The 22,593-nt window shown below is 71.7% G+C and carries 21 protein-coding genes and 1 tRNA gene; 10 read left to right on the top strand and 12 right to left on the bottom strand.

Annotated elements, in window-relative coordinates:
* The first annotated feature begins 42 nt into the window (after positions 1 to 42).
* Positions 43 to 255, top strand: coding sequence for an excisionase family DNA-binding protein (locus tag ACFZB3_RS31895; RefSeq protein ID WP_391381410.1), 213 nt, complete (start codon positions 43 to 45; stop codon positions 253 to 255).
* Entirely contained in the window at positions 255 to 1,403 is a 1,149-nt protein-coding gene (locus ACFZB3_RS31890; protein WP_391381408.1) for a tyrosine-type recombinase/integrase, read from the top strand. The genes ACFZB3_RS31895 and ACFZB3_RS31890 overlap by 1 nt, the downstream gene beginning before the upstream one ends.
* A gap of 34 nt (positions 1,404 to 1,437) precedes the next feature.
* Here ACFZB3_RS31890 and arsM read toward each other — a convergent pair whose 3' ends face one another.
* On the bottom strand, positions 1,438 to 2,331 hold the full coding sequence (gene arsM / locus ACFZB3_RS31885; protein WP_391381406.1) for an arsenite methyltransferase: 894 nt from the start codon (positions 2,329 to 2,331) through the stop codon (positions 1,438 to 1,440).
* A gap of 108 nt (positions 2,332 to 2,439) precedes the next feature.
* Between arsM and ACFZB3_RS31880 the strand changes: the two genes are divergently transcribed.
* Genes ACFZB3_RS31880 through ACFZB3_RS31870 form a run of 3 tightly spaced genes read left to right on the top strand, consistent with a single transcriptional unit; the run spans position 2,440 to position 4,013 of the window.
* Positions 2,440 to 2,814, top strand: a complete 375-nt coding sequence (locus ACFZB3_RS31880) for a metalloregulator ArsR/SmtB family transcription factor (protein ID WP_391381404.1) — start codon at positions 2,440 to 2,442, stop codon at positions 2,812 to 2,814.
* On the top strand, positions 2,811 to 3,560 hold the full coding sequence (locus ACFZB3_RS31875; RefSeq protein WP_391381402.1) for an aquaporin: 750 nt from the start codon (positions 2,811 to 2,813) through the stop codon (positions 3,558 to 3,560). The genes ACFZB3_RS31880 and ACFZB3_RS31875 overlap by 4 nt, the downstream gene beginning before the upstream one ends.
* A 24-nt stretch (positions 3,561 to 3,584) precedes the next feature.
* Entirely contained in the window at positions 3,585 to 4,013 is a 429-nt protein-coding gene (locus ACFZB3_RS31870; protein ID WP_391381399.1) for an arsenate reductase ArsC, read from the top strand.
* Between the two features lie 152 nt (positions 4,014 to 4,165).
* Here ACFZB3_RS31870 and ACFZB3_RS31865 read toward each other — a convergent pair whose 3' ends face one another.
* The 3 genes from ACFZB3_RS31865 to ACFZB3_RS31855 all read right to left on the bottom strand — a co-directional run bounded on the left by ACFZB3_RS31865 (position 4,166) and on the right by ACFZB3_RS31855 (position 6,888).
* On the bottom strand, positions 4,166 to 4,906 hold the full coding sequence (locus tag ACFZB3_RS31865; RefSeq protein WP_391381397.1) for a hypothetical protein: 741 nt from the start codon (positions 4,904 to 4,906) through the stop codon (positions 4,166 to 4,168).
* A gap of 175 nt (positions 4,907 to 5,081) precedes the next feature.
* Positions 5,082 to 6,395, bottom strand: coding sequence for an MFS transporter (locus ACFZB3_RS31860; RefSeq protein WP_391381395.1), 1,314 nt, complete (start codon positions 6,393 to 6,395; stop codon positions 5,082 to 5,084).
* 419 nt (positions 6,396 to 6,814) lie between these two features.
* Positions 6,815 to 6,888, bottom strand: a tRNA-Gly gene (locus ACFZB3_RS31855).
* Positions 6,889 to 7,171: 283 nt separating this feature from the next.
* Between ACFZB3_RS31855 and ACFZB3_RS31850 the strand changes: the two genes are divergently transcribed.
* The 3 genes from ACFZB3_RS31850 to ACFZB3_RS31840 all read left to right on the top strand — a co-directional run bounded on the left by ACFZB3_RS31850 (position 7,172) and on the right by ACFZB3_RS31840 (position 8,511).
* Positions 7,172 to 7,333, top strand: coding sequence for a hypothetical protein (locus tag ACFZB3_RS31850; protein WP_177233016.1), 162 nt, complete (start codon positions 7,172 to 7,174; stop codon positions 7,331 to 7,333).
* A gap of 85 nt (positions 7,334 to 7,418) precedes the next feature.
* On the top strand, positions 7,419 to 7,994 hold the full coding sequence (gene dcd / locus ACFZB3_RS31845) for a dCTP deaminase (RefSeq protein WP_133023558.1): 576 nt from the start codon (positions 7,419 to 7,421) through the stop codon (positions 7,992 to 7,994).
* A 10-nt stretch (positions 7,995 to 8,004) separates the two neighbouring features.
* A complete protein-coding gene (locus tag ACFZB3_RS31840) occupies positions 8,005 to 8,511 on the top strand; it encodes a phosphoribosyltransferase family protein (RefSeq protein ID WP_391381392.1) in 507 nt (168 codons plus the stop codon).
* A gap of 76 nt (positions 8,512 to 8,587) precedes the next feature.
* Here the strand turns inward: ACFZB3_RS31840 and ACFZB3_RS31835 are convergent, their stop codons facing one another.
* The 6 genes from ACFZB3_RS31835 to ACFZB3_RS31810 all read right to left on the bottom strand — a co-directional run bounded on the left by ACFZB3_RS31835 (position 8,588) and on the right by ACFZB3_RS31810 (position 16,972).
* Positions 8,588 to 9,622 (bottom strand): YIP1 family protein, encoded by a 1,035-nt coding sequence (locus tag ACFZB3_RS31835; protein WP_391381390.1) that lies wholly within the window; start codon positions 9,620 to 9,622, stop codon positions 8,588 to 8,590.
* Positions 9,623 to 9,669: 47 nt separating this feature from the next.
* Positions 9,670 to 11,091, bottom strand: a complete 1,422-nt coding sequence (locus ACFZB3_RS31830; protein ID WP_391381388.1) for an FG-GAP-like repeat-containing protein — start codon at positions 11,089 to 11,091, stop codon at positions 9,670 to 9,672.
* A gap of 2 nt (positions 11,092 to 11,093) precedes the next feature.
* Positions 11,094 to 12,542: an FG-GAP-like repeat-containing protein gene (locus ACFZB3_RS31825; RefSeq protein ID WP_391381386.1), complete on the bottom strand. Its 1,449-nt coding sequence runs from the start codon at positions 12,540 to 12,542 to the stop codon at positions 11,094 to 11,096.
* A gap of 66 nt (positions 12,543 to 12,608) precedes the next feature.
* Positions 12,609 to 14,078, bottom strand: a complete 1,470-nt coding sequence (locus tag ACFZB3_RS31820) for an FG-GAP-like repeat-containing protein (protein WP_391381384.1) — start codon at positions 14,076 to 14,078, stop codon at positions 12,609 to 12,611.
* Positions 14,079 to 14,258: 180 nt separating this feature from the next.
* Positions 14,259 to 15,737, bottom strand: coding sequence for an FG-GAP-like repeat-containing protein (locus ACFZB3_RS31815; protein WP_391381378.1), 1,479 nt, complete (start codon positions 15,735 to 15,737; stop codon positions 14,259 to 14,261).
* Between the two features lie 332 nt (positions 15,738 to 16,069).
* Entirely contained in the window at positions 16,070 to 16,972 is a 903-nt protein-coding gene (locus tag ACFZB3_RS31810; RefSeq protein WP_391381376.1) for a hypothetical protein, read from the bottom strand.
* A gap of 380 nt (positions 16,973 to 17,352) precedes the next feature.
* On the opposite strand from ACFZB3_RS31810, the gene ACFZB3_RS31805 reads away from it, so the two are divergent.
* The gene (locus tag ACFZB3_RS31805; RefSeq protein WP_384046985.1) at positions 17,353 to 17,673 is read left to right on the top strand and encodes an antibiotic biosynthesis monooxygenase family protein; all 321 of its coding nucleotides are present in this window, start codon (positions 17,353 to 17,355) and stop codon (positions 17,671 to 17,673) included.
* Positions 17,674 to 17,738: 65 nt separating this feature from the next.
* Here the strand turns inward: ACFZB3_RS31805 and ACFZB3_RS31800 are convergent, their stop codons facing one another.
* Positions 17,739 to 19,016, bottom strand: coding sequence for an FAD-dependent oxidoreductase (locus ACFZB3_RS31800; RefSeq protein ID WP_391381373.1), 1,278 nt, complete (start codon positions 19,014 to 19,016; stop codon positions 17,739 to 17,741).
* 113 nt (positions 19,017 to 19,129) lie between these two features.
* Entirely contained in the window at positions 19,130 to 20,074 is a 945-nt protein-coding gene (gene sigJ, locus ACFZB3_RS31795; protein WP_391381371.1) for an RNA polymerase sigma factor SigJ, read from the bottom strand.
* A 361-nt stretch (positions 20,075 to 20,435) separates the two neighbouring features.
* On the opposite strand from sigJ, the gene ACFZB3_RS31790 reads away from it, so the two are divergent.
* On the top strand, positions 20,436 to 22,565 hold the full coding sequence (locus ACFZB3_RS31790) for a SpoIIE family protein phosphatase (protein ID WP_391381369.1): 2,130 nt from the start codon (positions 20,436 to 20,438) through the stop codon (positions 22,563 to 22,565).
* The last annotated feature ends 28 nt before the right edge of the window (positions 22,566 to 22,593 follow it).

The following is a 22,593-nucleotide window of genomic DNA, read 5'->3' as shown; positions in this document are numbered from 1 at the left end:
CCTTCAACCACGCTCAGCGCACCACCCCGGAGGTGACCACCCATGGCTGACCGCCTCCTGACCGTCGCCGAGGCCGGCGAACTCCTCGGCACGGGCGAGCGCTTCGTCCGCCGCCTCATCGCCGAACGCCGTATCCGCTACGTCAAACTCGGCCGCCCGGTCCGCATCCCCGAGAGCGCGATCGCCGAGTACATCGAGGCACGCACCGTAGAGCCGGTCCGCCGCGTCCGTGTCCGCTACGGGAAGGCGGCTTGATGGCAGGTCGCAAGCCGCAGCGGCGGCGCGAGTTCGGCACGACGCGCAAGCTTCCGTCCGGCCGGTGGCAGGCCCGCTACATCGGCCCCGACGGGCAGCGGTACACCGCGCCGGAGACGTTCGACACCAAGACGGACGCCCAGGAGTGGCTCAACCTCGTTCGCGCCGACATCGAGCGCAGCGTCTGGCGCGACCCCGACGCCGGCGCGGTGAACTTCGAGAAGTACGCGCTCCGTTGGATGGAGGAGCGCGGCCTGGCCCCCACCACCGTCGACCGCTACGACGGCCTGCTCCGCCTCCACATCCTGCCGACCTTCGGCGGCAAGGACCTGGACGACATCACGCCGCCCTCGGTACGCACCTGGCGAGCCGAGCGCCTCAAGGCCACGGGCGCCACCACGGTCGCCAAGTCGTACCGCCTCCTCAAGGCGATCCTGCAGACGGCGGTCGACGATGACATCCTGCGCAGCAACCCGTGCCGCATCAAGGGCGCCGGCAAGGAGGAGGCCGACGAACGCCCCACCGCCACCATCGAGCAGGTCTTCGACCTCGCCGATGCCATGGGGCCCCGCTGGCGCCTGATGGTCCTGCTCGGCGCCTTCGCCTCACTCCGCCCGGAGGAACTGGCCGAGCTGCGCCGCCGCAGTGTCGATCTCGACGAATGCTCCCTGCGGATCACGCTCGCCTCCCCCGAGCTGACCAACGGCAGACGCGTCACGGGCGACCCCAAGACCAGGGCGGGCAAGCGTACGGTCCACCTCCCGGAGTTCCTGCTCCCGGAGCTGCGCCGACACCTCCAGTGGTTCGCGGAGAAGGGTCCGGACGGCCTCCTCTTCGTCGGCGAGAAGGGCGCACCCTTCCGCCGCTCGACCTTCGGCCGCAAGTGGCGCAAGGCCCGGACGAAGGTCGGCATGCCCTCCAACTTCCGCTTCTACGACCTCCGCCACACCGGCAACACCCTGGCAGCCGACACCGGCGCCAAGCTGAAGGACCTCATGGTCCGCGCCGGTCAGTCCTCGGAGCGCGCCCAGCTGATCTACCAGCACTCGACGGCGAAGCACCAGCGGAAGCTGGCGAAGGGGATCGACGCCGAGGTGCGCGCACAGCTCCGGGAAGCGGCGCCTCAGCGAGGCGTACGCAAGGCATGAGGCTGCGGCTGCGGTGTCGTCTGGCAGTGCCTGTTCAGCCCTGGCAGCCGCATCCAGCAGCGGTCTTGGCTTCGGCCACCGTGGTCGAGGGGTCGTCGGCCTGCTCGTCCGAGCTGCAGCACGCGGAGACACCGCAGCACGAACCAGCTGTCGTAGCTGAACGGCTCTCCTCGACGGCGCCGGAGGGCTTGGCCGCGCGGACGATGGCGGAATGCATGCCGTCGGCGACCGGGTGCGTGGGGGTGATCTCGATGTCCGTGAACCCGGCGGCCGCCAGGCCCTCGCGGTACTCGGCAAAGGACAGGGCGCCGGCGATGCAGCCGACGTAGTCGCCGCGCTCTGCGCGCTGTGCGGGGGTGAGGGTGTCGTCGGCGACGACGTCGGAGACGCCGATACGACCGCCGGACCTCAGGACGCGGAAGGTCTCGGCGAAGACCGCGAGCTTGTCGACGGACAGGTTGATCACGCAGTTGGAGATGACCACGTCGATCGTGTTCGCGGGGAGCGGGATCGCCTCGATGGTGCCCTTGAGGAACTCGACGTTGGCCGCGCCCGCCTTCCTCGCGTTGGCGAGCGCCAGGGCGAGCATCTCCTCGGTCATGTCCAGCCCGTACGCCTTGCCGGTCGGGCCGACCCGGCGGGCGGAGAGCAGGACATCGATGCCGCCGCCGGAACCGAGGTCCAGGACCCGTTCGCCCTCGCGGAGTTCGGCCACCGCGGTGGGGTTGCCGCAGCCGAGGGAGGCGGCGACCGCCTCGGCGGGCAGGACTGCGCGCTCGTCGTCGGCGTACAGGGTGGCGCCGAAGTTCTCGTCGACCTCGACCGGCTGCGGCCCGCAACAGGCGGCGGCACCCTCGGTCACCTGCACGGCTGCCGCGGCATACCGATGCCGGACTGTTTCGCGCAGTTCGGTGGACTGCTCGCTCATGACGTCACCCCTGGGTGAGACGGGGCATCGCGACGCCCCGGAACGGCCTGCATTGACGTTCATTGATGCAACCTTGCGCCTTGGATCGAAGAACGTCAACATAGAGGCATGTCGAATCAAGAGCTTGAGGTGCTGGGCCAGGACACGGCCTGCTGCCCGGGGCTGACCTCCTCGCCGCTGGACGAGGACCAGGCGGCCGACCTGGCGAAGGTCTTCAAGGCCCTCGGGGATCCGGTCCGGCTCCGCCTGCTGTCGATGATCGCGTCACGCGGGGAGGGCGGCGAGGTGTGCGTCTGCGAGCTGACCCCTGCCTTCGACCTGTCCCAGCCGACCATCTCCCACCACCTCAAGCTGCTCCGGCAGGCCGGACTCATCGACTGCGAGCGCCGTGGCACCTGGGTCTACTACTGGGTCCTCCCGAAGGCCCTCGACCGGCTTTCCGCCTTCCTCACGACCCCGACGATCGCGAAGACACCGGCATGACGGGCGCCTACCTGGGACGCCGCGCCCTGGCCGAGGCCGTCGGCACCGCCGCCCTGGTCGCGGTCGTGGTCGGCTCGGGCATCCAGGCCACCGAACTTTCCCGGGACGTCGGCGTCCAGCTGCTCGCCAACTCCCTGGCCACCGTCTTCGGGCTCGGCGTCCTCATCACGTTGCTCGGTCCCGTCTCGGGCGCCCACTTCAACCCCGTCGTCACGCTCGCGGCCTGGTTCCACGACCGGCGCACAGGCGACAAAGGGCTCGGCGGGCGGGACGTCGCCGCGTACGTCCCCGCCCAGATCGCGGGGGCGATCGCGGGTGCGGTCCTGGCCGATGCCATGTTCGGCAAGCCGCTGGTGCGCTGGTCGACGCACGACCGCTCGGCCGGTCACCTGCTGGTGGGTGAGACCGTGGCCACTGCCGGCCTCGTCCTCGTGGTCTTCGGCTTGGCCCGAGCCGGCCGTGACCGCTTCGCCCCGGTGGCGGTGGCGTCGTACATCGGTGCCGCGTACTGGTTCACGTCGTCGACGTCGTTCGCGAACCCGGCGGTGACGATCGGTAGGGCCTTCACGGACACCTTCGCCGGCATCGCACCCGCGTCGGTCGCCCCGTTCACGGCCGCACAGGCCGGTGGCGCGGTACTCGGCCTGGTGCTCGTGGCGGCGGTCTTCGGCCGCCCGGCCCCCACACGACCCGACACACCGACGGTTCACGGCGAGCCCGAACTCACCGCCCCCACATTCCACTGACCCACCACCCAGGAAGACATCACCATGACCGGCACTCCCGCCGCCGACCGCCCCTCCGTCCTCTTCGTCTGCGTCCACAACGCGGGCCGCTCCCAGATGGCCGCCGCCTTCCTCACCCACCTCGCCGGGGACGCGGTGGAAGTCCGCTCGGCCGGCTCCGCCCCTGCGGACACGGTCAACCCCGCCGTCGTAGAGGCGATGAGCGAGGTCGGCATCGACATCTCCGCCGAGACCCCCAAGGTCCTGACCACGGAGGCTGTCCAGGCATCGGATGTGGTGATCACGATGGGATGCGGCGACACCTGCCCCGTCTTCCCCGGCAAGACCTACCTGGACTGGCAGTTGGACGACCCAGCCGGGCAGGGCATGGCCGCCGTACGCCCCATCCGCGACGAGATCGAGCACCGTATCCGCACTCTGCTCGCCGACCTGCGTGTTGTGCCCGGCGCCTGAACAACAGTCACGTCGTCCATGCCTCCGCGATGAGCTTTATCGAGGCCGCTCACGCATGGGGTTGCGAACTCGGTGTGCCAGCAAGGACTCCGACACAAGATCATGTGCGGCGAGGTAAGCGATCATTTCGCTCTCGACCTCGCCCTTCGCGTTCACGTGCGGAACGGACGTGATGGCGACGGCAACGCGGGCTCGGCCCAAGCGGGTCGTCCCGCCGCGCGATTGGCTTCGCGCTGGTGGATGGCCTTGCGGACGTGTTCGAGGATGCCGGACACCCGGGCACCTGGTGGCAGGAGAAGAGTGTCGCGAGCGTCGTCTTCGAGTTCGACCAGAAGCGGTTCCTCCAGGGCTTGGGCGTTCGGCCCGTCGGCCACCAGTACGCGGATGCCATGGTCGGCAAGCAGCCTGCCCAGTTCGGTCGCCGGGTCGATCACGGCCTGACGGAGTTGCTCGTTCTGCAGGACGGCCAGTTGGTCGGCCAGTAGGTCAAGTCTGTCGGTCAGGCGGGACAGCTGGGTCTGGGCCTCACGGACAGGGGACGGCGTCTTCAGCTCCAGCAGTTCCACTCCGAGGTCCACCACGATCTCGAATTCCGTTGGGTGGCCGGGTTCCGCATCCCAGCGGACCAGCCGGCCGTTGAGGTCGATGCCGTCCCCCGGCCGGTCCGAGAGGACGATCGGCGCGGAATCCGAGTGATGGACTTCGGACTCGTGACCGCCGCAATCGTAGGAGAGGCCGACTCTGGCGAACGCGTCGCACGGCGGGGTCGAGGTGGGCACGAGTGCGAGCCCGGTCTGTCCGCCAACCGATGGGCTGTGGGTGGCCGTCTCCGCTGAGTGACCATGGGAGGACTCGTGGGCCGTCTGGGTCGCGCAAAGTTCCGGGGTGCTCATCGTCGCTCCTCGCCGTAGGGCTACGGGATCACAGGTTGTCCGGGAGCCAGTGCCTGACTCGGACTCTTTGTGCCGTGTTTGACGACGACGCCCGCGGTCGTGGATTAGGCCGTGCGGGTGACCTCTTCCCGTTTCGCTTCGAGGACCGCCGACTGCGCCAGTCAGCGGCCGTCGGCTACACAGTGGCGCGTGCGGAAGGCATCGGCTCGACCCCACCGGCCGGAGCCACTTTCAAGGCGCGCACCTGCGGGATCGCCAACGGCAGCACTGCGGCGACCGTGATCAGTACGGCAGCCGCCGCCAGTGTCGTACGCAGTCCCAGTGACTCGACCGCTGGGCCGGTGAGCAGGTAGGCGACGGGCACGGGCAGGGTCTGCCCGAACGTCGAGTACGCCAGGGTCCGGCCGAGCCGGTAGCCCGGGATTCGTTCCTGCAACAGCGAGGCCCACACGATCACAGCGATCTCCAGCCCCGTTCCCGCCAGCAGGGCGGCGGCCACCAGCACCGGCATCGGTATGCGTGCGGCTATCGCGGCGAGAGGCAGCGCCAGCGCACCGGTTCCGGCGCACACGGTGAACCCGGCACCGGACGGCCGCCACACCAGAGCCAGAGCCGCCCCGGCGATCAGCCCGCCGGTGAACGCGGACACGACGATCCCCCACAGCCCCGCGCCGCCGAGGAACCGCTGCCCGTACAGCGGGCCGAGGAACTGGTAGCCGGCCAGCCACGCGGGCCCGATCAGCGCGGCCTGGCACACCAGCACCCCCAGCCAGCGCCGGCACCGCACCTCGTACCAGCCCTGACGCAGGTCGACAGCGAAGCGCGTCCGAGACCGCGCGGCCCGGGGCAGAGTCCCGGCCCGCGCGAACAAGACAGCCGACGCGACAAAGGTGACCGCGTCCCAGCCGATCGCCCACGCCGGCCCCGCCGCCGCAACCAGGACACCGCCCAACGCCGGACTCGCCACCTTCCCCGTGTTCTGCCCGAACTTCAGCAGCGCGTTCGCGGTGTGCCGCTGCCCGGCCGGTACGACCTCGGCGACCGCCCCGTCCGCCGCCGGGGCGAAGAACGCGCCCGCCGCACCGCACACCCCAGCCATCACCGCCAGCTGCCACACCTGGGCCGCACCGGACACCAGCAGTACGACGGCCAGCGCCTCGGCGAGCGCGCAGGCGAGGTTCGACCACACCATCACCCGGGCACGGTCGAGCCGGTCTGCGACGACACCCCCGACCGGCAGCAGCGCGAGCTGCGGGACGACACCGGCGGCCAGTACGACGCCCAGGGCACGCGGACCACCGCCCACACCGAGCGCCGCGAACGCGAGAGCAAGGGGAGCGACCGCCGAGCCCGTCCACGACAACAGCCGAGCGGTGAAGTGCAGCCGGAAGCCTCGATGAGCGAGCGGCGCCCCGGCCGCCCGGAGCCGGACCCTCCATCCGATCCGCAGGACCACCGGCCTCGCGTCTCCCGAGTTCAGCGACCGCATCCTGACCAGTTCCCCACTCCACCACCAGGCCCACGGAATCCCGATGGCGAAGCCCTTCGGGAAGATCGCTGCGACTCTAGGACAGCCACCCGGCCGAAGCCCGCAGCACGGCACCCTGTTCGAGTGAGCACTTCCGGCGAGCGAAGCCCAACGCCCCCCATCCACAGTCCGGCCACCCCTTCGCCGCGAACTTCCCCTTTGCTAAGGCGACTTCACACGCACCTCGCAATGTGGTGACGCGGGTCACAGAAAATGCGTCTCGCCATTCGAGATGACTTGACGTCAGTGTTGCCGGAGTGGCGACTTGGGGTCTCTGCGGCGCCCACCTGGGGGCGACTTAGGGCACGCGGAGGGCACGGAACCCTCGAATTGGACTAGACAACAAGCAAGCCCCAGGTCAATGACCTGGGGCTTTTCTCTGGAGCGGGTGACGAGAATCGAACTCGCGCTCTCAGCTTGGGAAGCTGATGTTCTACCATTAAACTACACCCGCGTAAGACGCCGACGGAGTCGGTGTCCGAACGCTCGCTCACTGTACCTCATGGCGGACCCCCGGTGCTCGGGCCGTGGGGTTCGTGTGCGTTTCGGGGGTTGGCAGGGGGATGGGATCCGGGTGCGGGCGACCGGAGTTGGGGCGTACGGTGGGGGTGTGGGAGAGGGGCCCGGTAGGCCGGAGTGCCGCCTGGAGAGCCGTCCCTTTGATCCCGTAATGTGGCTTTCCGTCGTCACGGCAGTAAGCCCGACGCGGCTCCTGGGGAAGGGACTTAAGGGACTTGATGGAACGCACCGTCGTCCGCTGTGCCGAAGGGCACGTGTTCAGCACCGCTTCGTTCCCGATGCAGCAGGCCGAGCGGCTCGGCCCCGGCCGGCTCGTGCGGTGTCCCAAGTGCGCCCGGCTGCGCAGTGTCGTGCCGGTCGCACTCGAGAAGCAGCAGTAGCGGAAGAGGAAGAAACAGCAGCAGCGCGGGCGCGCGGACTCGTCACGGTTTTCACGGGTCCGCGCGCCTTGCGTATCCTCGGGGCGTGCTTCTCTCAGACAAGGACATCCGGGCCGAGATCGACGCCGGGCGGGTACGGATCGATCCCTACGACGAATCCATGGTGCAGCCGTCGAGCATCGACGTGCGGCTGGACCGTTTCTTCCGGGTGTTCGAGAACCACCGGTACCCGCACATCGACCCCTCCGTCGAGCAGCCGGACCTCACCCGGCTCGTGGAGCCCGAGGGCGACGAGCCCTTCATCCTCCACCCCGGTGAGTTCGTCCTCGCCTCGACGTACGAGGTCATCTCGCTGCCCGACGATCTCGCGTCCAGGCTGGAGGGCAAGTCCTCGCTCGGGCGGCTCGGGCTCGTCACGCACTCCACCGCCGGGTTCATCGACCCCGGGTTCAGCGGGCACGTGACCCTTGAGCTGTCCAATCTCGCGACCCTCCCCATCAAGCTGTGGCCGGGCATGAAGATCGGGCAGCTGTGCATGTTCCGGCTCTCCTCCCCCGCCGAGCACTCCTACGGCAGTGAGCGCTACGGCTCCCGCTACCAGGGGCAGCGCGGGCCCACCGCCTCCCGCTCCTACCTCAATTTCCATCGGACGCAGGTGTGAGGAACCGGACATGAGCAGCGGCAGCCCCGTACGGGAGAACCTCGGCTACGAGCAGTTCGGCGTCGCCGTGCGCGAGCTCGCGCAGACCATCGCCGACGACGGGTTCGAGCCCGACATAGTGCTCAGCATCGCGCGCGGCGGTGTCTTCGTCGCCGGCGGGCTCGCCTACGCCCTCGACTGCAAGAACCTGCACCTGGTGAACGTCGAGTTCTACACCGGGGTCGGCACCACCCTGGAGATGCCGGTCATGCTCGCCCCCGTACCCAACGTCATCGACTTCAGCGACAAGAAGGTCCTGATCACGGACGACGTCGCCGACACCGGCAGGACGCTGAAGCTCGTCCGCGACTTCTGCCTCGAAACGGTCGCCGAGGTGCGGTCCGCGGTGATCTATGAGAAGTCCCACTCCCTCGTGAAGTGCGAGTACGTGTGGAAGCGGACCGATGACTGGATCAACTTTCCGTGGTCTGTGCTGCCTCCTGTCGTGAAGAGGGACGGGCAGGTTCTCGACGCCTGAGGACCTCGGCGAGAGGTCTGGGAGACGTGTGAAGGGCCCCGGCACGGTTGCCGGGGCCCTTCGTCGTGCGTCGGGGCTAGAACGTGCCCAGCTTCACGATCGACAGCAGGGCGATCAGCTGGATCGCCGAGGCGCCCAGGGCCTTCGGCCAGGGCAGGTCGTGGGACTTGGCGACCATGAGGGTGAGCAGGGCGCCCGCCGCGACCCAGGTGGCCCAGCCGAGGAGCTGGACGAAGCCGGCGTTGCCGCCGAAGAACATGGCGACGAGGAGGCGGGGGGCATCGGTGATCGACATGATCAGCATGGAGAGGCCGACCGTCGGCTGCCAGGCTCCGTCGCCGCCGAGCTGGCGGGCCAGGGTGTGGGTCACCACGCCCAGGACGAAGGAGGAGGCGACCATCGCGATCGCCGTCACCAGGACGATCGGGACCGCGTTGGTGAGGGTGGCGTTTATCGCGTCCGCGCGGGCACCGTCGAAGCCGAAGACGGCGAGCAGGCCGTAGAGGAAGGTCACGATGAGGGCGGGGCCCCACATCGCGTAGTCCCGCATCTGGAGGAAGGTCTGGTTCGGGGCGAGGACGATCCCCTTCAGCAGGTCCTTCCAGTGCAGGCGCGGGCCGATCGGGCCGGACGGCCCCGCCGAGCCGGCGTGGTAGGTCGCGCCCTGCGTGTAGGCACCGGCCTCGTCGACCGAGAAGGCCTGGGTGTGGCCCGGCTGGTTCGCCGCGTACGGGTCGGGGGTGCCGGCGCCGTATCCGCCGCCGCCGTAGCCGTGGTCGTCGCCGAAGTACTCCGGGCCGTCGCCGCCGCCCTGTCCGGGGTGGCCGCCGCGCGCCTGCGCCTGCGGCCAGCCGGACCCGCCGCCGTGCTGCGGGTACGGCTGCGGGGCCGACGGGTACCCGTACGACGGTCCCGCCGGCTGCCCGCCGAAGCTCTGGGGCGATGCCTGCTGCCCGTACGCGGGTTGTTGCGGTCGCGCTTGCGGGGCCCGGTCGTCCCGGCCGCCGCGTCCGTTCCTGAATCCAGCCACGTCCTCGAACGTACCTGGTCCCGGAGATCCGTGTGGCGGGCTCGGGCACCCGAGCCCGCCATTGCCGCAGACCTGTGACATCCCCTAGGGGGCGTCACAGGGCGTCTCAGGGACGCCCTGTGCGGGGGTCACTGCGCGAACGCCGAGCCCAGCAGCGACCACGTGCCCGGCAGGCCGACCTGCGCCGCGGTGAAGCTCACCGCACCCGTCGTCGTCAGGCCCGCGGAGGAGCCGCGCAGGGTCCATATGGCGCCCCGCCCGCCGTTCTCGTGCCGGGCGCCGACCGCCAGGTCGGCCTTGCGGTCGCCGTTGAGGTCGGCGAGGTGGACGGCGGTGCCCCAGAAGTCGTTGTCCTCGTTCGCGTCCGGGACTCCGGGGGTGTTCTGGGTCCACCGGGTCGCGCCCGTGCCCGTCAGGCCCGCGGCGGAGCCGCGCAGCAGGGTCACCGTGCCGGTCTGCCAGGCCGCGCCGACCTCCTCGAACTCCGCGCCGACGGCGACATCGGCGTACCCGTCGCCGTTGACGTCTCCGACGGAGAGGGCGTCGCCGAAGGATTCGGAGCCCGTCGCCGCGGTGCTGCCGGGGACGCCCGGGCTGTCCTGGGTGATCGTCGCCTGGGGCGAGCCGCTCACGCCGTTCGGGCCGCCCAGGTAGGTGCGGACCCTGCCGGGTCCGACCGTGGAGCCGTTCACCGGCGAGTAGGAGGTGACGACGTCGTCGTACCCGTCCCCGTTGAGGTCGCCGAGGAGCACCCGCTGGTAGCCGCCGCTGTACAGGAACCTCTGCGGCTGCGGCCCCGAGGCGGCGGCGGAGCCCAGGTACACCAGGTCGCCGTCCTCGTAGGTCCCGTCCTCCGTGCCGCTGATCACCAGGTCGTCGGTGCCGTCACCGTTCACGTCACCGGCGGCCAGCCCCCACGCGCCCCGGCTCGTGCCGCTCAGCAGCCGGGTGCTGAGGACGATCCGGGACGCGGCTCCGTTCGTCTTCGTGAAGCCGCCCTTGAAGATCTGCACGTCCTTGCCGGTGCTGCCGACGGCCAGGTCGGCCCGGCCGTCCCCGGTGAAGTCGCCGACCGCGAGGGACATGCCGAAGCCGGTGTGGGACGTCCGGGCCGGGTCGGGGACGGCACGGCCGCCGGACAGGCCCTTGCTGCTCCCCCAGACGATGGTCACCGACCCGGCTCCGCCGTCCTCGCCCTCGGCGCCGACGACCAGGTCGGCGTACCCGTCCCGGTTCAGGTCGCCGAAGGTGAGCGACGAGCCGAACTCGTCGTACTTCTCGGCGGTGCCGGGGACGCCCGCCGAGTTCTGGGTGACGACCGTGCGGTTCGAGGCCTTGATCCCCGACTTGGAGCCGTAGCTGACGACGACCGCGCCGGCGTCCGCCTTGCCGCCGACGGTGGCGCCGGGGGCGGCGGTGGCGAGGTCGCGGTAGCCGTCGCCGTTGAAGTCGTCCGCGTACCTGGCGGGCGCGGCGGAGGCCGGGCCGGCCAGCGGGACGAGGCCCGCGGTGAGGAGTGCGGCGAGGGTCGCCGCCGTACGGATGCGCATGGTCAGCCTTCCAGTACGTCGCCGAAGTAGGCGGTGCCCGAGGGGCCGCCGAGGGTGGTGCCGGTGAAGGTCCTGGAGCCGCCCGCCGTGACGCCGGCGGTGGTGGACTTGAAGAGCCAGACGGCGCCGGCGCCGTGGCCCTCGCCGTAGGCGCCCGCGACCAGTTCGGCGCGGCCGTCGCGGTTGGCGTCGGTGAGGCGGACCGAGGAGCCGAAGAAGTCCTGGGACTGGGCGGTGCCGGGGACGCCCGCGGTGTCCTGGGAGAAGAGCTTGGCGCCGCTGCCGGTCAGGCCGCTCGCCGAGCCGCGCAGCACGGTGACCGTGCCCGCCTGCTTCTTCGTGCCGAGCGTCTCGGCGTAGGCGCCGACCGCGATGTCGACGTACCCGTCGCCGTTCACGTCCCCGGCGGACAGGCTCCAGCCGAAGCCGTCGTTCTTCTCGCCCTTCTCCGGGACGCCCGCCGTGTCCTGGGTGATCCGGACCGGCGTACGGCTGCTGAGGCCGCCGGCCGCGCCGTAGGTCACGGTGACCGCGCCGCCGAGGCCGCCGTTGGGCTCGTCGGCCGACTTCTCCATGAAGTTGCCGGTGACGATGTCGCCGTAGCCGTCCTTGTTCACGTCGGCGACGACCGCGTCGTAGCCGCCCGCGAGCTTCTTGCCGACCTTGAGGGTGCCGCCGGTGGCGCCGGTCCCGGTGTAGAGGACGCTGCGGGTGCGGTAGTCGCCGGAGGCGGTCTCCTCCTGGCCCATGACCAGCAGGTCGGTCTTCCCGTCGGCGTTGACGTCGCCCGCGATCAGCTTGTCGGAGTAGATCGTGGTCTGGTCGACGGTGTCGATGCCGACCAGGGCGGCCGCCTTGCCCTTGCGGGTGAAGGGGCCGCGGAAGATGTTCAGGGACGGCGTGGAGTTGTTGCCGACGGCCAGGTCGGTGTGGCCGTCGCCGTCGAAGTCGCCGGCCGCCAGGGCCCAGCCGAGTTCGTTGCGGTACCGCGGCAGCGGCGAGGAGAGGTTGCTGGCGCCCTTGAGGCCGCTCGCGCCGCCCCACAGGACGGTCACGTTGCCGTAGGAGTCGGTGGTGCCGATCCGCTCGCTGTGCACGCCGACGACCAGGTCGGTGTAGCCGTCGCCGTCCAGGTCGCCGGTGGTGAGCCGGTCGCCGAAGTAGTCGCCGGAGGCCGGGTTGCCGGGGACGCCGGTGGTGGCCTGGCTGATGATCTGGCGCTTGGTGGTGTCGAGGCCGTTCTTCGTGCCGTAGACGACCGCCACGTAACCGGCGCCGGACTTGCCGGAGACCTTGGCGACGGGTGCGGCGATCGCGAGGTCGCGGTAGCCGTCGCCGTTGAAGTCACCGGACAGGCCCGAGGGGGCGGCGGTCGCGGTGGCGGCGGGCAGGGCGGTGAGGAGGCCCGTGGTGAGGGCCGTGGCGAGCAGCAGGGTGGTGCGCTTGGACATGGATTTCCCCCGTGAGGTGGTGAGGTGACGCGGCGTCAGGGGCCGCGTCACCGTGGTGAGGGCGCGTCAGCCGGTGAGGCCGGTGCCGAACGCGCCGTACGTGCGGGAGAGCCCGAAGGTGCCCGGGCCGAAGGCCTTGGCACCCGTGGCGGTGATGCCGGAGGCGCTGCCGCGCAGGGCGGTGACCGCGCCGACCCCCTCGTCCTCGAAGGCGGCACCGACGGTCAGGTCCGCCTTGCCGTCCTTGGTGACGTCCGAGAGCACGAGGTCCGAGCCGAAGTAGTCCATGGACTCGTTGGTGCCGGGGACCCCGACGGTGTTCTGGGAGATCGTGCGGGCGCCGGTGCGGGAGACGCCGCCGGCCGAGCCGTTCATCAGGACGACGAGACCGGTGTCCTCGGCCGCGCCGATGTCCTTGAAGACGACGCCGATGGCCAGGTCGCCGTAGCCGTCGCCGTTGGTGTCCCCGATGGAGACGGCGCCGCCGAAGCCGTCGTCCGCCTTGTCGGTGCCGGGGACGCCGGTGGCGGACTGGGTGAGCTCGGCCATGGGGGCGTCGCCGTTGACCGGGCCGCCCCTGCTGCCGGTGATGACGACGACCTGGCCGCCGAGGGTGCCGGTGTGGTCGTCGTCCTTCGCGAAGACGTTGCCGATGGCGATCTCGTCGTAGCCGTCGCCGTTGATGTCGCCCAGGGCGAGGGAGGTGCCGCCGTTCAGCGGGCGCGGCTTGGTCGTGACCACGCCGGTGGACGCGCCGAGGTAGGCGGCGCCCTTGGACCAGCTGCCGGACGGGTCGGAGGTGAGCGCGGTGCGGTACGTGAGGACGAGGTCGGACTTCTTGTCGCCGTTGGTGTCGCCGGCGGCGAGCGCGTCGATGCCGAACTCCGCCTTGTCCGGGGTCGGGACCTTCTGCGTGCCGCCGGTGGTGCCGGACTTGGTGAAGCCGCCCTTGACGATGTAGGCGTAGGACGCGGCCGTGCCGGAGGCCAGGTCGGCCTTGCCGTCGCCGTTGAAGTCGCCGGCGGCCAGTACCGAGCCCCAGGCCTCGTGCTTGGCGGCCGAGGGGTCCTTGACCGTCGTGCCGTTCTTCAGGCCGCTCGCCGAGCCCCACAGGATCGTGACCGAACCGCCGTCGGTGTCCGAGCCGTTGTCCTCGCCGGGCGCGCCGACGGCGAGGTCGGTGTAGCCGTCCTTGTTGAAGTCGGCCGGGGCGAGCGCGCGGCCGAAGAAGTCCTCGGTCTCGGCGGTGCCGGGGACGCCCGCGGTGTTCTGGCTGACGATCGTGCGCTTGGCGGGGTTGAGTCCGGAGGCGCTGCCGTAGACCACGACGACGTACCCGGCCATGTTCTTGCCGCCGACCTTGGCGTAGGGGGCGGCGAAGGCGACGTCGCCGTAGCCGTCGTGGTTGAAGTCGGCCTTGTAGGCGTGGGCCGCGGCGGCGGATGCGACGGGGGCCGAGAGGGTCAGCAGGCCGCCGGTCAGCGCGGCGGCGGTGAGCGTCGCGAGGGCGAGGCGGCGGCGGTGGTGTCCGTTCACGGGGAGGGTGCTCCTGGGATCGGCGGCACGGGTGCCGGGGTACGCGGGTGTGCGAAGGCGGGGCAGCGGGCGGTGCTGCGTGCCGGAGCGGGCGCGCGGGACCGGGCAGGCCCGTGGTCGGACGACCGGTGGGCCTACCCTGCCCGTGCGCCGTCGGGAGCAGCCCTCCCGGCCCGCGGGTCAGTCGGCGAAGATGGCGCCGAGCTGCGGGGTACCGGTCGTCGACACGCCCAGCTTGCTCGCGGAGAGGGCCCGGGACCCGGTCGTGGTGATCTTCGAGCCGTTGGACGGCAGGTAGGTGACCGCGCCGTCGCCGCCGTTCTCGTACGAGCCGACGATCAGGTCGGCCTTGCCGTCGCCGGTGACGTCGTCGAGCTTGACGTCGGCGCCGAAGAGGTCGTTCTTCTCGTCGTCGCCGGGGACGCCGGCCGTGCTCTGCGCGAAGGACTGGGCGCCGGAGGCGAGGTTGATCCCGGTCTTCGCACCGTAGAGGACGGTGACCTGGCCGGTGTTGGTCTTGCTGCCGATGTCCTCGTTGGGCGTGGAGACGACCAGGTCGGCGTAGCCGTCGCCGTTGACGTCACCGAGGTCGAGGTCCCAGCCGAAGCCGTCGCCCTTCTCGGAGGCGCCGGGGACGCTGCCGCTGTTCTGGTTGAACATGGTGGCCTTGGCCGGGCCCGAGGCGCTGCCGTAGGTGATGGCCACCCGGCCCCCGTTGGCGGAGTCCGGGAAGACGGTCCCGCCGCTGCTGGCGTCCCAGGAGGCGCCGCTGACGATGTCGCCGAAGCCGTCGCCGTTGATGTCGCCGACGCCGGTGACGATGCCGCTCTTGAGGGCCTTGGCGCCGGTGGCGGTCAGGCCGCTCGCGGTGCCCGGCAGCCAGTAGTTGGTGTTCCAGTGGTCGCTGGTCTTCGTCTCGTACCCGTCGACGATCAGGTCGGTACGGCCGTCGCCGTTGACGTCACCGGCGGTGAGGTGCATCGGGCCGTACGGGTAGGAGTCGGTGCCCGGCTCGATCGGCGGCTTGACGGTGTACCGGCCGCCGGGGGTGCCGTTGCTCGCGATGCCGCCCTTGAACACCCACAGGGTGGCGGCGGAGCTGCCGATGGCCAGGTCGGCCTTGCCGTCGCCGTCGAAGTCACCGGCGGCAAGGGTCTGCCCCCAGTAGTCGTGACCGCTCGGCGAGGGGTCCTTGAGGTCGACGCCCTTGCCGGTGAGCCCGCTCTTGGAGCCCCACAGCAGGGTGACGGTGCCGCCGTTGGTGTCGGTGCCGACCTTCTCGGACGGAGAGGAGACGGCGAGGTCGTCGTAGCCGTCGGCGTTGAAGTCGGCGTACGCCAGGTCGTAGCCGAACTCGTCGCCCGCCTCGGCGGTGCCGGGGACACCGGGGCTGTTCTGGCTGAGGGTGGTCCGCTTGGCGGTGGTGACGCCGGAGGCGGAGCCGTAGAGGGCGACGACCTGGCCGGCGCCCTTGTGACCGCTGACGTAGGCGGTGGTGGCGGAGGTGGCGATGTCGCCGATGCCGTCGCCGTTGAAGTCGGCGCGGGCGACCTTGACGGAGTCCGCGGCCGACGCCGACGCTGCCGAAAAGGTGAGCAGACCGCCCGTCAGCGCGGCCGCGGTGGCCGTCGCGAGGGCGAGACGCGGGAACGTGTGCATGCGGGTCGTCTCCTGCGGCATGCGGGGGCCGCCCGCCTCCCGGCGGACGGCCGGAGTCAATGAAGTCCAGCGATCAGGAGACCCGCGTCAAGGGGTAAGGGTTGTACGTGAGTTCGGTGAATTCTTCGGGGCGGGTGTGACTGCGGGTGTGGCTACGGGTGTGACTGTTGCGCCGCTGTCGCTGCCGCTGCCGCTGTCGCCGCCGTCGTCGTGGTCGTGGTCGCGGTCGCGGTCGCGGTCGCGGTCGCGCCAACGGTGGGACGGGAGTTCGGCAGACCCCGGGGAGGATGTTGGAGCCCTGGATGGCGACCGCTCCTGGGTTGCCTACCGCATCATCGCGACGTCAGGCCGGTGATCCGCCACAGACCGTCGTCGCCGTTGCCGGCGGTGTAGGCGTCTCCGGATGCCGCCAGCGAGAAGCTGAAGGTGTTGATCCCGACGATGTCGGTGACGTGGGACTGGACCCTGGTGGCGGCGTTCACGCGTTTCACCTCGTCGCCGACCTGGAAGTAGACCAGGCCGTCGCCGCCGACCGAGATCGACGTGGGTTCGTAGGCCTCGTCGGCCAGCACGCGTGTCGTACCGGTGGCCACGTTCGTCTGCAGAATCCGGCCCATGCCCATGTCCGCGGTGTAGGCGAGCCCGGCCTTGTCGAACGCGAGGCCGTAGGAGAAGCCGAGTCCCGTGGCCACCGCGTGCGGTGTCCCGCCGTCCGGGACGGCGACGATCTCCCCGTTGGTGTCGGTGACATAGGTGGTGGTGCCGAAGCGGGCGACACCGAAGAGCGCGGGCAGGCCGGCGGCCAGGGTACGGCGACCGCCCGTGGCGAGGGTGACCTGCTGGAGCGTGCCGTCGAAGCCGGTGATGTAGGCGCTGCCGTCGGCGACGGCCACGCCGCGGAGGTTGCCCAGACCGGTGGCGACCGTGTCGAGCGCTCCGGTGGCGAGGTCGAGCCTGAGCAGATCGCCTCCCGAGTAGGCCAGATACACCGCGCCGGCGTTGTCGGGGGCGATGGCGACCGGGGAGCCGGCCGCGGGCGCGATGCGTACGCAGTCCGTGGACGGGCACTTGACGTCACCCGTCGCGGCAACCGCCGGAGCGGCGAGGGTCGTTGTCGCGCCCGACGCGAGTAACGCGCCTAGGGCCAGCGCCACGCCCAGTGCGCGCCCGCGACCGGTGAGCGAGCGGGTGGGACGGTCGAGCGGGGGTCGCGTCGCGGTACCAGATCTCGTCATTGAGTCCATCCGTTCCTGTCCGTCGACGATCGGTGGGCCCACGGGGTCGCCGCGGGCACTGCACAGGCCACGTAGGGGAGATGCGGAAGGGTTCACCACGCGCACCGGCCGCAGGGTGCGCCCGGACACAGGTACCGGTCGCTCACGCTCTCCTGATCACGCGCCGTTCCGTTCTTCGTGGCCGCCGCCTCCGCCTGAGTTTTTCGTGGCTTCCGCCGCCGCCTTGGGGCTGTTCGGCCGCCCGTGTCGGCAGGAAGCGGGGAGGGGGAGGGAGACGGAAGCACGAGCAACGGTTGCAACCGGCTCAACCGGCTCAACCGGCTCTGGACAGGTACCAGTCACTCACGTCCCCCTGATCACTCTTGCGTCAGGATGGGTCCATGAGCGTAGTGAAGATCAACGTACTGACCGTGCCGGACGAGCAGCGGGAGACGCTGGAGAAGCGGTTTGCTTCGCGGGCGCATGCCGTGGAGAACTCGGACGGGTTCGAGTGGTTCGAGCTGCTGCGGCCGGTCGAGGGGACCGAGCAGTACCTGGTGTACACGCGCTGGAAGGACGAGGAGTCCTTCCAGGCGTGGATGGAGGGGCCGATGAAGGCCGCTCACCAGGGGGGTGCGGAGGGCGAGCGGCCGAAGCCGGCGGCTTCCGGGTCGACGCTGTGGTCCTTCGAGGTGGTGCAGTCGGCGGGGCCGAAGGGCTGACGAGGTCGACGCAGGGGCAGAGGCCGGGACCGGTGCCCCGGGTGGGGCACCGGCCTGGTGGCGGGTCAGGACGGCGTCTGGATCTCGGTCTTGGTCTCGGTCTTGGTCTCGGTCTTGGTCGTGGTCGTGGCCGGTGTGTTCGGGCGGGACGGATCCGGTACGAGGCGGCGGCGCCGGGACGGGAGGCCGAGCGTCGGGTGGGCCACGGCCCAGGCCGCGCCCTTGCAGATCAGTTCCTTGTAGCGGGCGGCGGTCCGGCCCGTCAGGGCCGCCCGTACCGCGCGGTCGTCGGCCGTGACGTACTGGATCAGGCCCTGCCTGCGGCCCAGCGAGACGCACTGGTTGAAGTAGCGCAGCGGGGTGTCCGGGAGCTTTCCGCCGGTCAGGCGGGCCGCGATGGCGTCGGCGGCCTGCCAGGCCATCGGGAGGCCCGAGGCGCAGGACATGCGGAGCGGGTTGCCTGCCGGGCCCGTCGCCATCGCCGCGTCGCCGATCGCGTAGACGTCCGGGTGCGAGACCGAGCGCATGGTCCGGTCGACGACGATCCGGCCCGCGCCGGTGACCTCCAGGGTGGTGGCCCGGGAGAGGGGATGGACGGCGAAGCCGGTGGTCCAGAGGGTGACCGCGGCCGGGACTGACCCGCCCCCGGCCGTGGTCACGTGGCCGGGGGCCACGGCCGTGACGGCGGTGTGCTCGTGCACGGTGACGCCTAGGCCGTCGACGACCTTCCGCAGGTGCCGACGGCCCTTCGGCGAGAGCCAGTCGCCCAGGGCGCCGCGGGCGGCGAGGGCGACGTCCAGGTCCGGGCGGGCCTCGGCGATCTCGGTCACGGCCTCCAGACCGGTGAGTCCGCCGCCGACCACGAGCACCTGCTGTCCGGCTTCGAGGGCGGCGAGGCGCCGGCGCAGCCGGAGCGCTCCGGGGCGGCTCGCGATCTGGTCGGCGTGCTCGGCGGCGCCGGGGACGCCATGGTCGTTCCAGTCGCTGCCCAGGGCGTACACGAGGGTGTCGTACTCCAGTTCCATCGGTGCCGACGGTTCCTGCGGTGCCGGTACGCCGTGCTCGGTGGTGGGGACCGTCGTGACCGTCTTGCGGTCGACGTCCACCGCCGTGACCCTCGCGAGCCTCAGCCGTACGCCGGTCCCCGCGAACATCTCGGCGAAGGGCCGGGGCCGCAGCTCCTGCCCGGTCGCGAGCTGATGCATCCGGACGCGCTCGACGAAGTCGGGTTCGGCGTTGACGAGGGTGATGGCGACGTCTTCGGGGCGCAGCCGCCGGGCGAGGCGGCCGGCGGCCACGGCTCCGGCGTATCCGGCGCCGAGGACGACGATGCGGTGCTGCATGTCCGTGCTCCTGTCATCCAGCTCTTCAGCGGGTCGCCCCCTGAACCGGACGGCCCGCCGTTTCCTGACAGGAAGGCGGTGTGAAGCAGCTCACATGAGAGTGGGCGGGGGCGTCAGAAGAGGCGGAGCACGGGTTCGCCGTGGTCCGTCGCCGCCCACCGCCGGGTCGCGCGCTCCAGCTTGTCGGGGTTGAGCTGGTTGCGGAACGCGGCGATGCCGTCGGTGGTGATCTCCAGGCACATCACGCCGAAGACCCGGCCGCCGACGACCGCCACCAGGGCGGGGCCGCCGTTGGCGGTCGTGACGTGCAGTTCGACGCTGCCGCCGGCCAGGGCGCGCTGGGCCGGGCCCTGTTTGAACAGGCCCCGCATGAACTTCGCGACCGCGAGGGCGCCCTCGAACACCCTGGCCGCGGCCGGGACCTTCCCGCCGCCGTCCCCGACCGCGACGGCGTCCTCGGTGAGCAGCCGGACGAGCGGCTCGGTCCGGCCGGTGCCGGCGGCCGCCAGGAACTCCTCGATGATCCGCCGGGCGGCGGCCTCGTCGACCTCCGTGCGGACCCTGCCCTGCGCGACGCGCTTCCTGGCCCGGTGCAGGATCTGCTGGCTGGCTGCCTCGGTCAGGTCGAGGATCCGGGCGATCTCCCGGTGCGGGTAGTCGAAGGCCTCCCGCAGCACGTACACCGCGCGCTCGGCCGGGGCGAGACGCTCCAGCAGGACCAGGACCGCGTACGACACCGACTCCCGCCGTTCCGCGGTGTCGGCGGGGCCGAGCAGCGGGTCGCCGGCGAGCAGCGGCTCGGGGAGCCACTGGCCCACGTAGGTCTCGCGCCGGGCGCGGGCCGAGGTGAGCTGGTTGAGGCACAGGTTGGTGAGCACCTTCGTCAGCCAGGCCTCGGGGACCTCGATACGGCCGGTGTCGGCGGCCTGCCAGCGCAGGTACGTGTCCTGCACGGCGTCCTCGGCCTCGCCGGCGGAGCCGAGAAGGCGGTAGGCGATGGCCGCCAGGCGCGGCCGGGCCGCCTCGAACCGGTCCACGTCGGTCACGGTCAGAGCCATGCCCCGGATCCTAGCCCGCACGCCTCGCACCGGGCCGGGTCGGGCCAGCGGGGAGAGCCGGCCCGGTGGGGAGGGCCGCAGGCGCCGGCAGACTACGGCAGCGCACATCGGCGGCAGGCGCGCGGCGGCGACACCCGCCCGTCGAGCGACGCCCGCCCATCGCACGACACTCGCCCATCGAGCAGCACCCGCCCATCGCCCGGCACCCAGCCACCGAGCAGCAAGGTCACCCCGGTCGCTGTTGCCGCGGGAAAGCATGCGCATATTGTCGTGAATTGACGGCATACGGCGCCTCAGCGGGACCGGTAAGGGCTCCGTGCGGCGTCCGCTGCTCACCGCGCGCGACCGGAGGACGAACGTCATGCGGCTCGGTGCAGGGTCCAGGGGTGACCTCGCGGTCGACGATGCCCTGGGGCCGGCGCTGGCCGACATGGTGCGCCGGACGGGGGCGGCGATCGGCGGTGTGTACCTGATCGAGGAGCCGGCCGCGCTGCTGCGCCTGGTGGCGCTGTGCGGGCTGCCCGTGGACTTCACCGCGCCCTGGCAGCGGCTGCCGCTGACCGCCCCCGTTCCGGTGGCCGACGCGATCAAGGAGGACCACCTGGTCTGGGTGGGCTCCCAGGACGAGATGGCGCGCCGGTACCCGCGGACCGCGACCGTCCTGCCGTACCCCTTCGCGCTCGCCGCGGTCCCGCTGCGCGGGGTGCGCCGCTGCTGGGGCGGGGTCGTGCTGATGTGGCCCGCCGACCACCCGCCCCGGGCCACCACCCGCGAACGCCACCACATCGCCGCCAGCGCCCGCACGCTGGCCCGGCTGCTGGACGACTCGCCGGTGCCGCCCGTCCTCCCCGACCGTCCGCGTGTCGTGGCCGTGCACTCCCGGCACCACCCCGCCCAGACCGCGCCGGCCGCCGTCGACTACCTCGACCGGATCCCGGAGGGCGCCCTCGCCCTGGACCTGGAGGGCAGGGTCACCTTCATGTCCGCGCCGGCCGCGCGGCTGCTCGGCCGGGACGCCGACCGGATGCTCGGCACCCGGCCCTGGCAGTCCCTGCCGTGGCTGGACGACCTGAGGTACGAGGAGCAGTACCGGCTGGCCGTCGTCAGCCGGGCGCCGGTGTCCTTCTGCGCGCTCCGTCCGCCGGACCGGTGGCTGACCTTCCACCTCCACCCGGACGCCAGCGGCATCAGCGTGCGCATCACCGCCGGGGAGGAGACGGCGCCCGCACCGAGCGGGCGTGCGGAACCGGCCCCGACCACGCCCGGACGCCTCTACCAGCTGGTCCACCTCGCGGCCGGGCTCACGGAGACGGTGACCACCCGGGACGTGGTCGCGCTGATCGCGGACCAGATCCTGCCGGGGTTCGGCGCCCAGGGACTCCTGCTCCGCATCGCCGAGGCGGGCCGCCTGCGGATCGCCGGGCAGCACGGCTACTCCGCCGAGACCGTCGAACTCCTGGACGCCCTCCCCCTCGACACCGACGTCACCCCGGCCGGCCAGGTCCTGGCGAGCGGCGTCCCCGCCTTCTTCGGCAGCCCGGCCGAGCTGACCCGCAGCTACCCGCGGCTGCCGCAGATCAGCGGGAAACAGGCGTGGGCCTTCCTGCCCCTGGTCATCTCGGGACGCCCGGTCGGCTGCTGCACCCTCTCCTACGAACGCCCCCACGTCTTCACCGCCGACGAACGTGCCGTCCTCACCCCGCTGTCCGGTCTGCTCGCCCAGTCCCTGGACCGGGCCCGCCTCTACGACACCCAGCACCACCTCGTCCACCAGCTCCAGCAGGCGCTCCTGCCGCGCAGCCTCCCCACCGTGCCCGGCCTCACCGTCGCCGCCCGCTACCTGCCGGCCGGGCACGGGATCGACGTCGGCGGCGACTTCTACGACCTGCTGCGCCTGGACGACGCCTGCGCGGGCGCCGTCATCGGCGACGTGGAGGGCCACAGCATGGCCGCGGCCGCCCTGATGGGCCAGGTCCGCACCGCCCTCCACGCCCACGCCACCGCCGGAGCCGCCCCGGACCAGGTCATCGCCCGCACCAACCGGCTGCTCGCCGACCTGGCCCCCGACCTCCTGGTGACCTGCCTCTACGCCCACCTCGACCTGGCCCGGCACGAGCTGACCCTGGCCGGCGCCGGCCACGTACCGCCGCTGCTGCGCCCGGCGGCCGGCCGGGCCCACCCCGTCTACCTCGACCCCGGCCCGCCGCTGGGCGTCGACGCCTGCGCCCGCTACCCCCTCACCCGCGGCCCGCTCCCGGCGGGCGCCGTCCTCGCCCTCTACACCGACGGCCTCGTCGAACGCCCCGGCACCGACGTCGGCCACGCCACCGCCGGTCTCGCCGAGCACCTCGCCCGCGCCGACGTCGGCGACCTGGAGCACCTCATCGACGGCCTCGTCCACCAGGCCTGGCCGGCCGGCGGCCACACCGACGACCTCGCCGTGCTCCTGCTGCGCACCGGACGCCCGCACCCGGGCACCGGGACCCCCTGACGGCCCTCCGGGGCACGCGGGATACTCG

Origin of the sequence: Streptomyces sp. NPDC008092, assembly GCF_042957285.1 — a bacterium.
GTDB lineage: Bacteria > Actinomycetota > Actinomycetes > Streptomycetales > Streptomycetaceae > Streptomyces.
The sequence above is the reverse complement of the archived record's forward strand: the minus strand, read 5'-3'. Positions and strand labels throughout refer to the sequence as shown.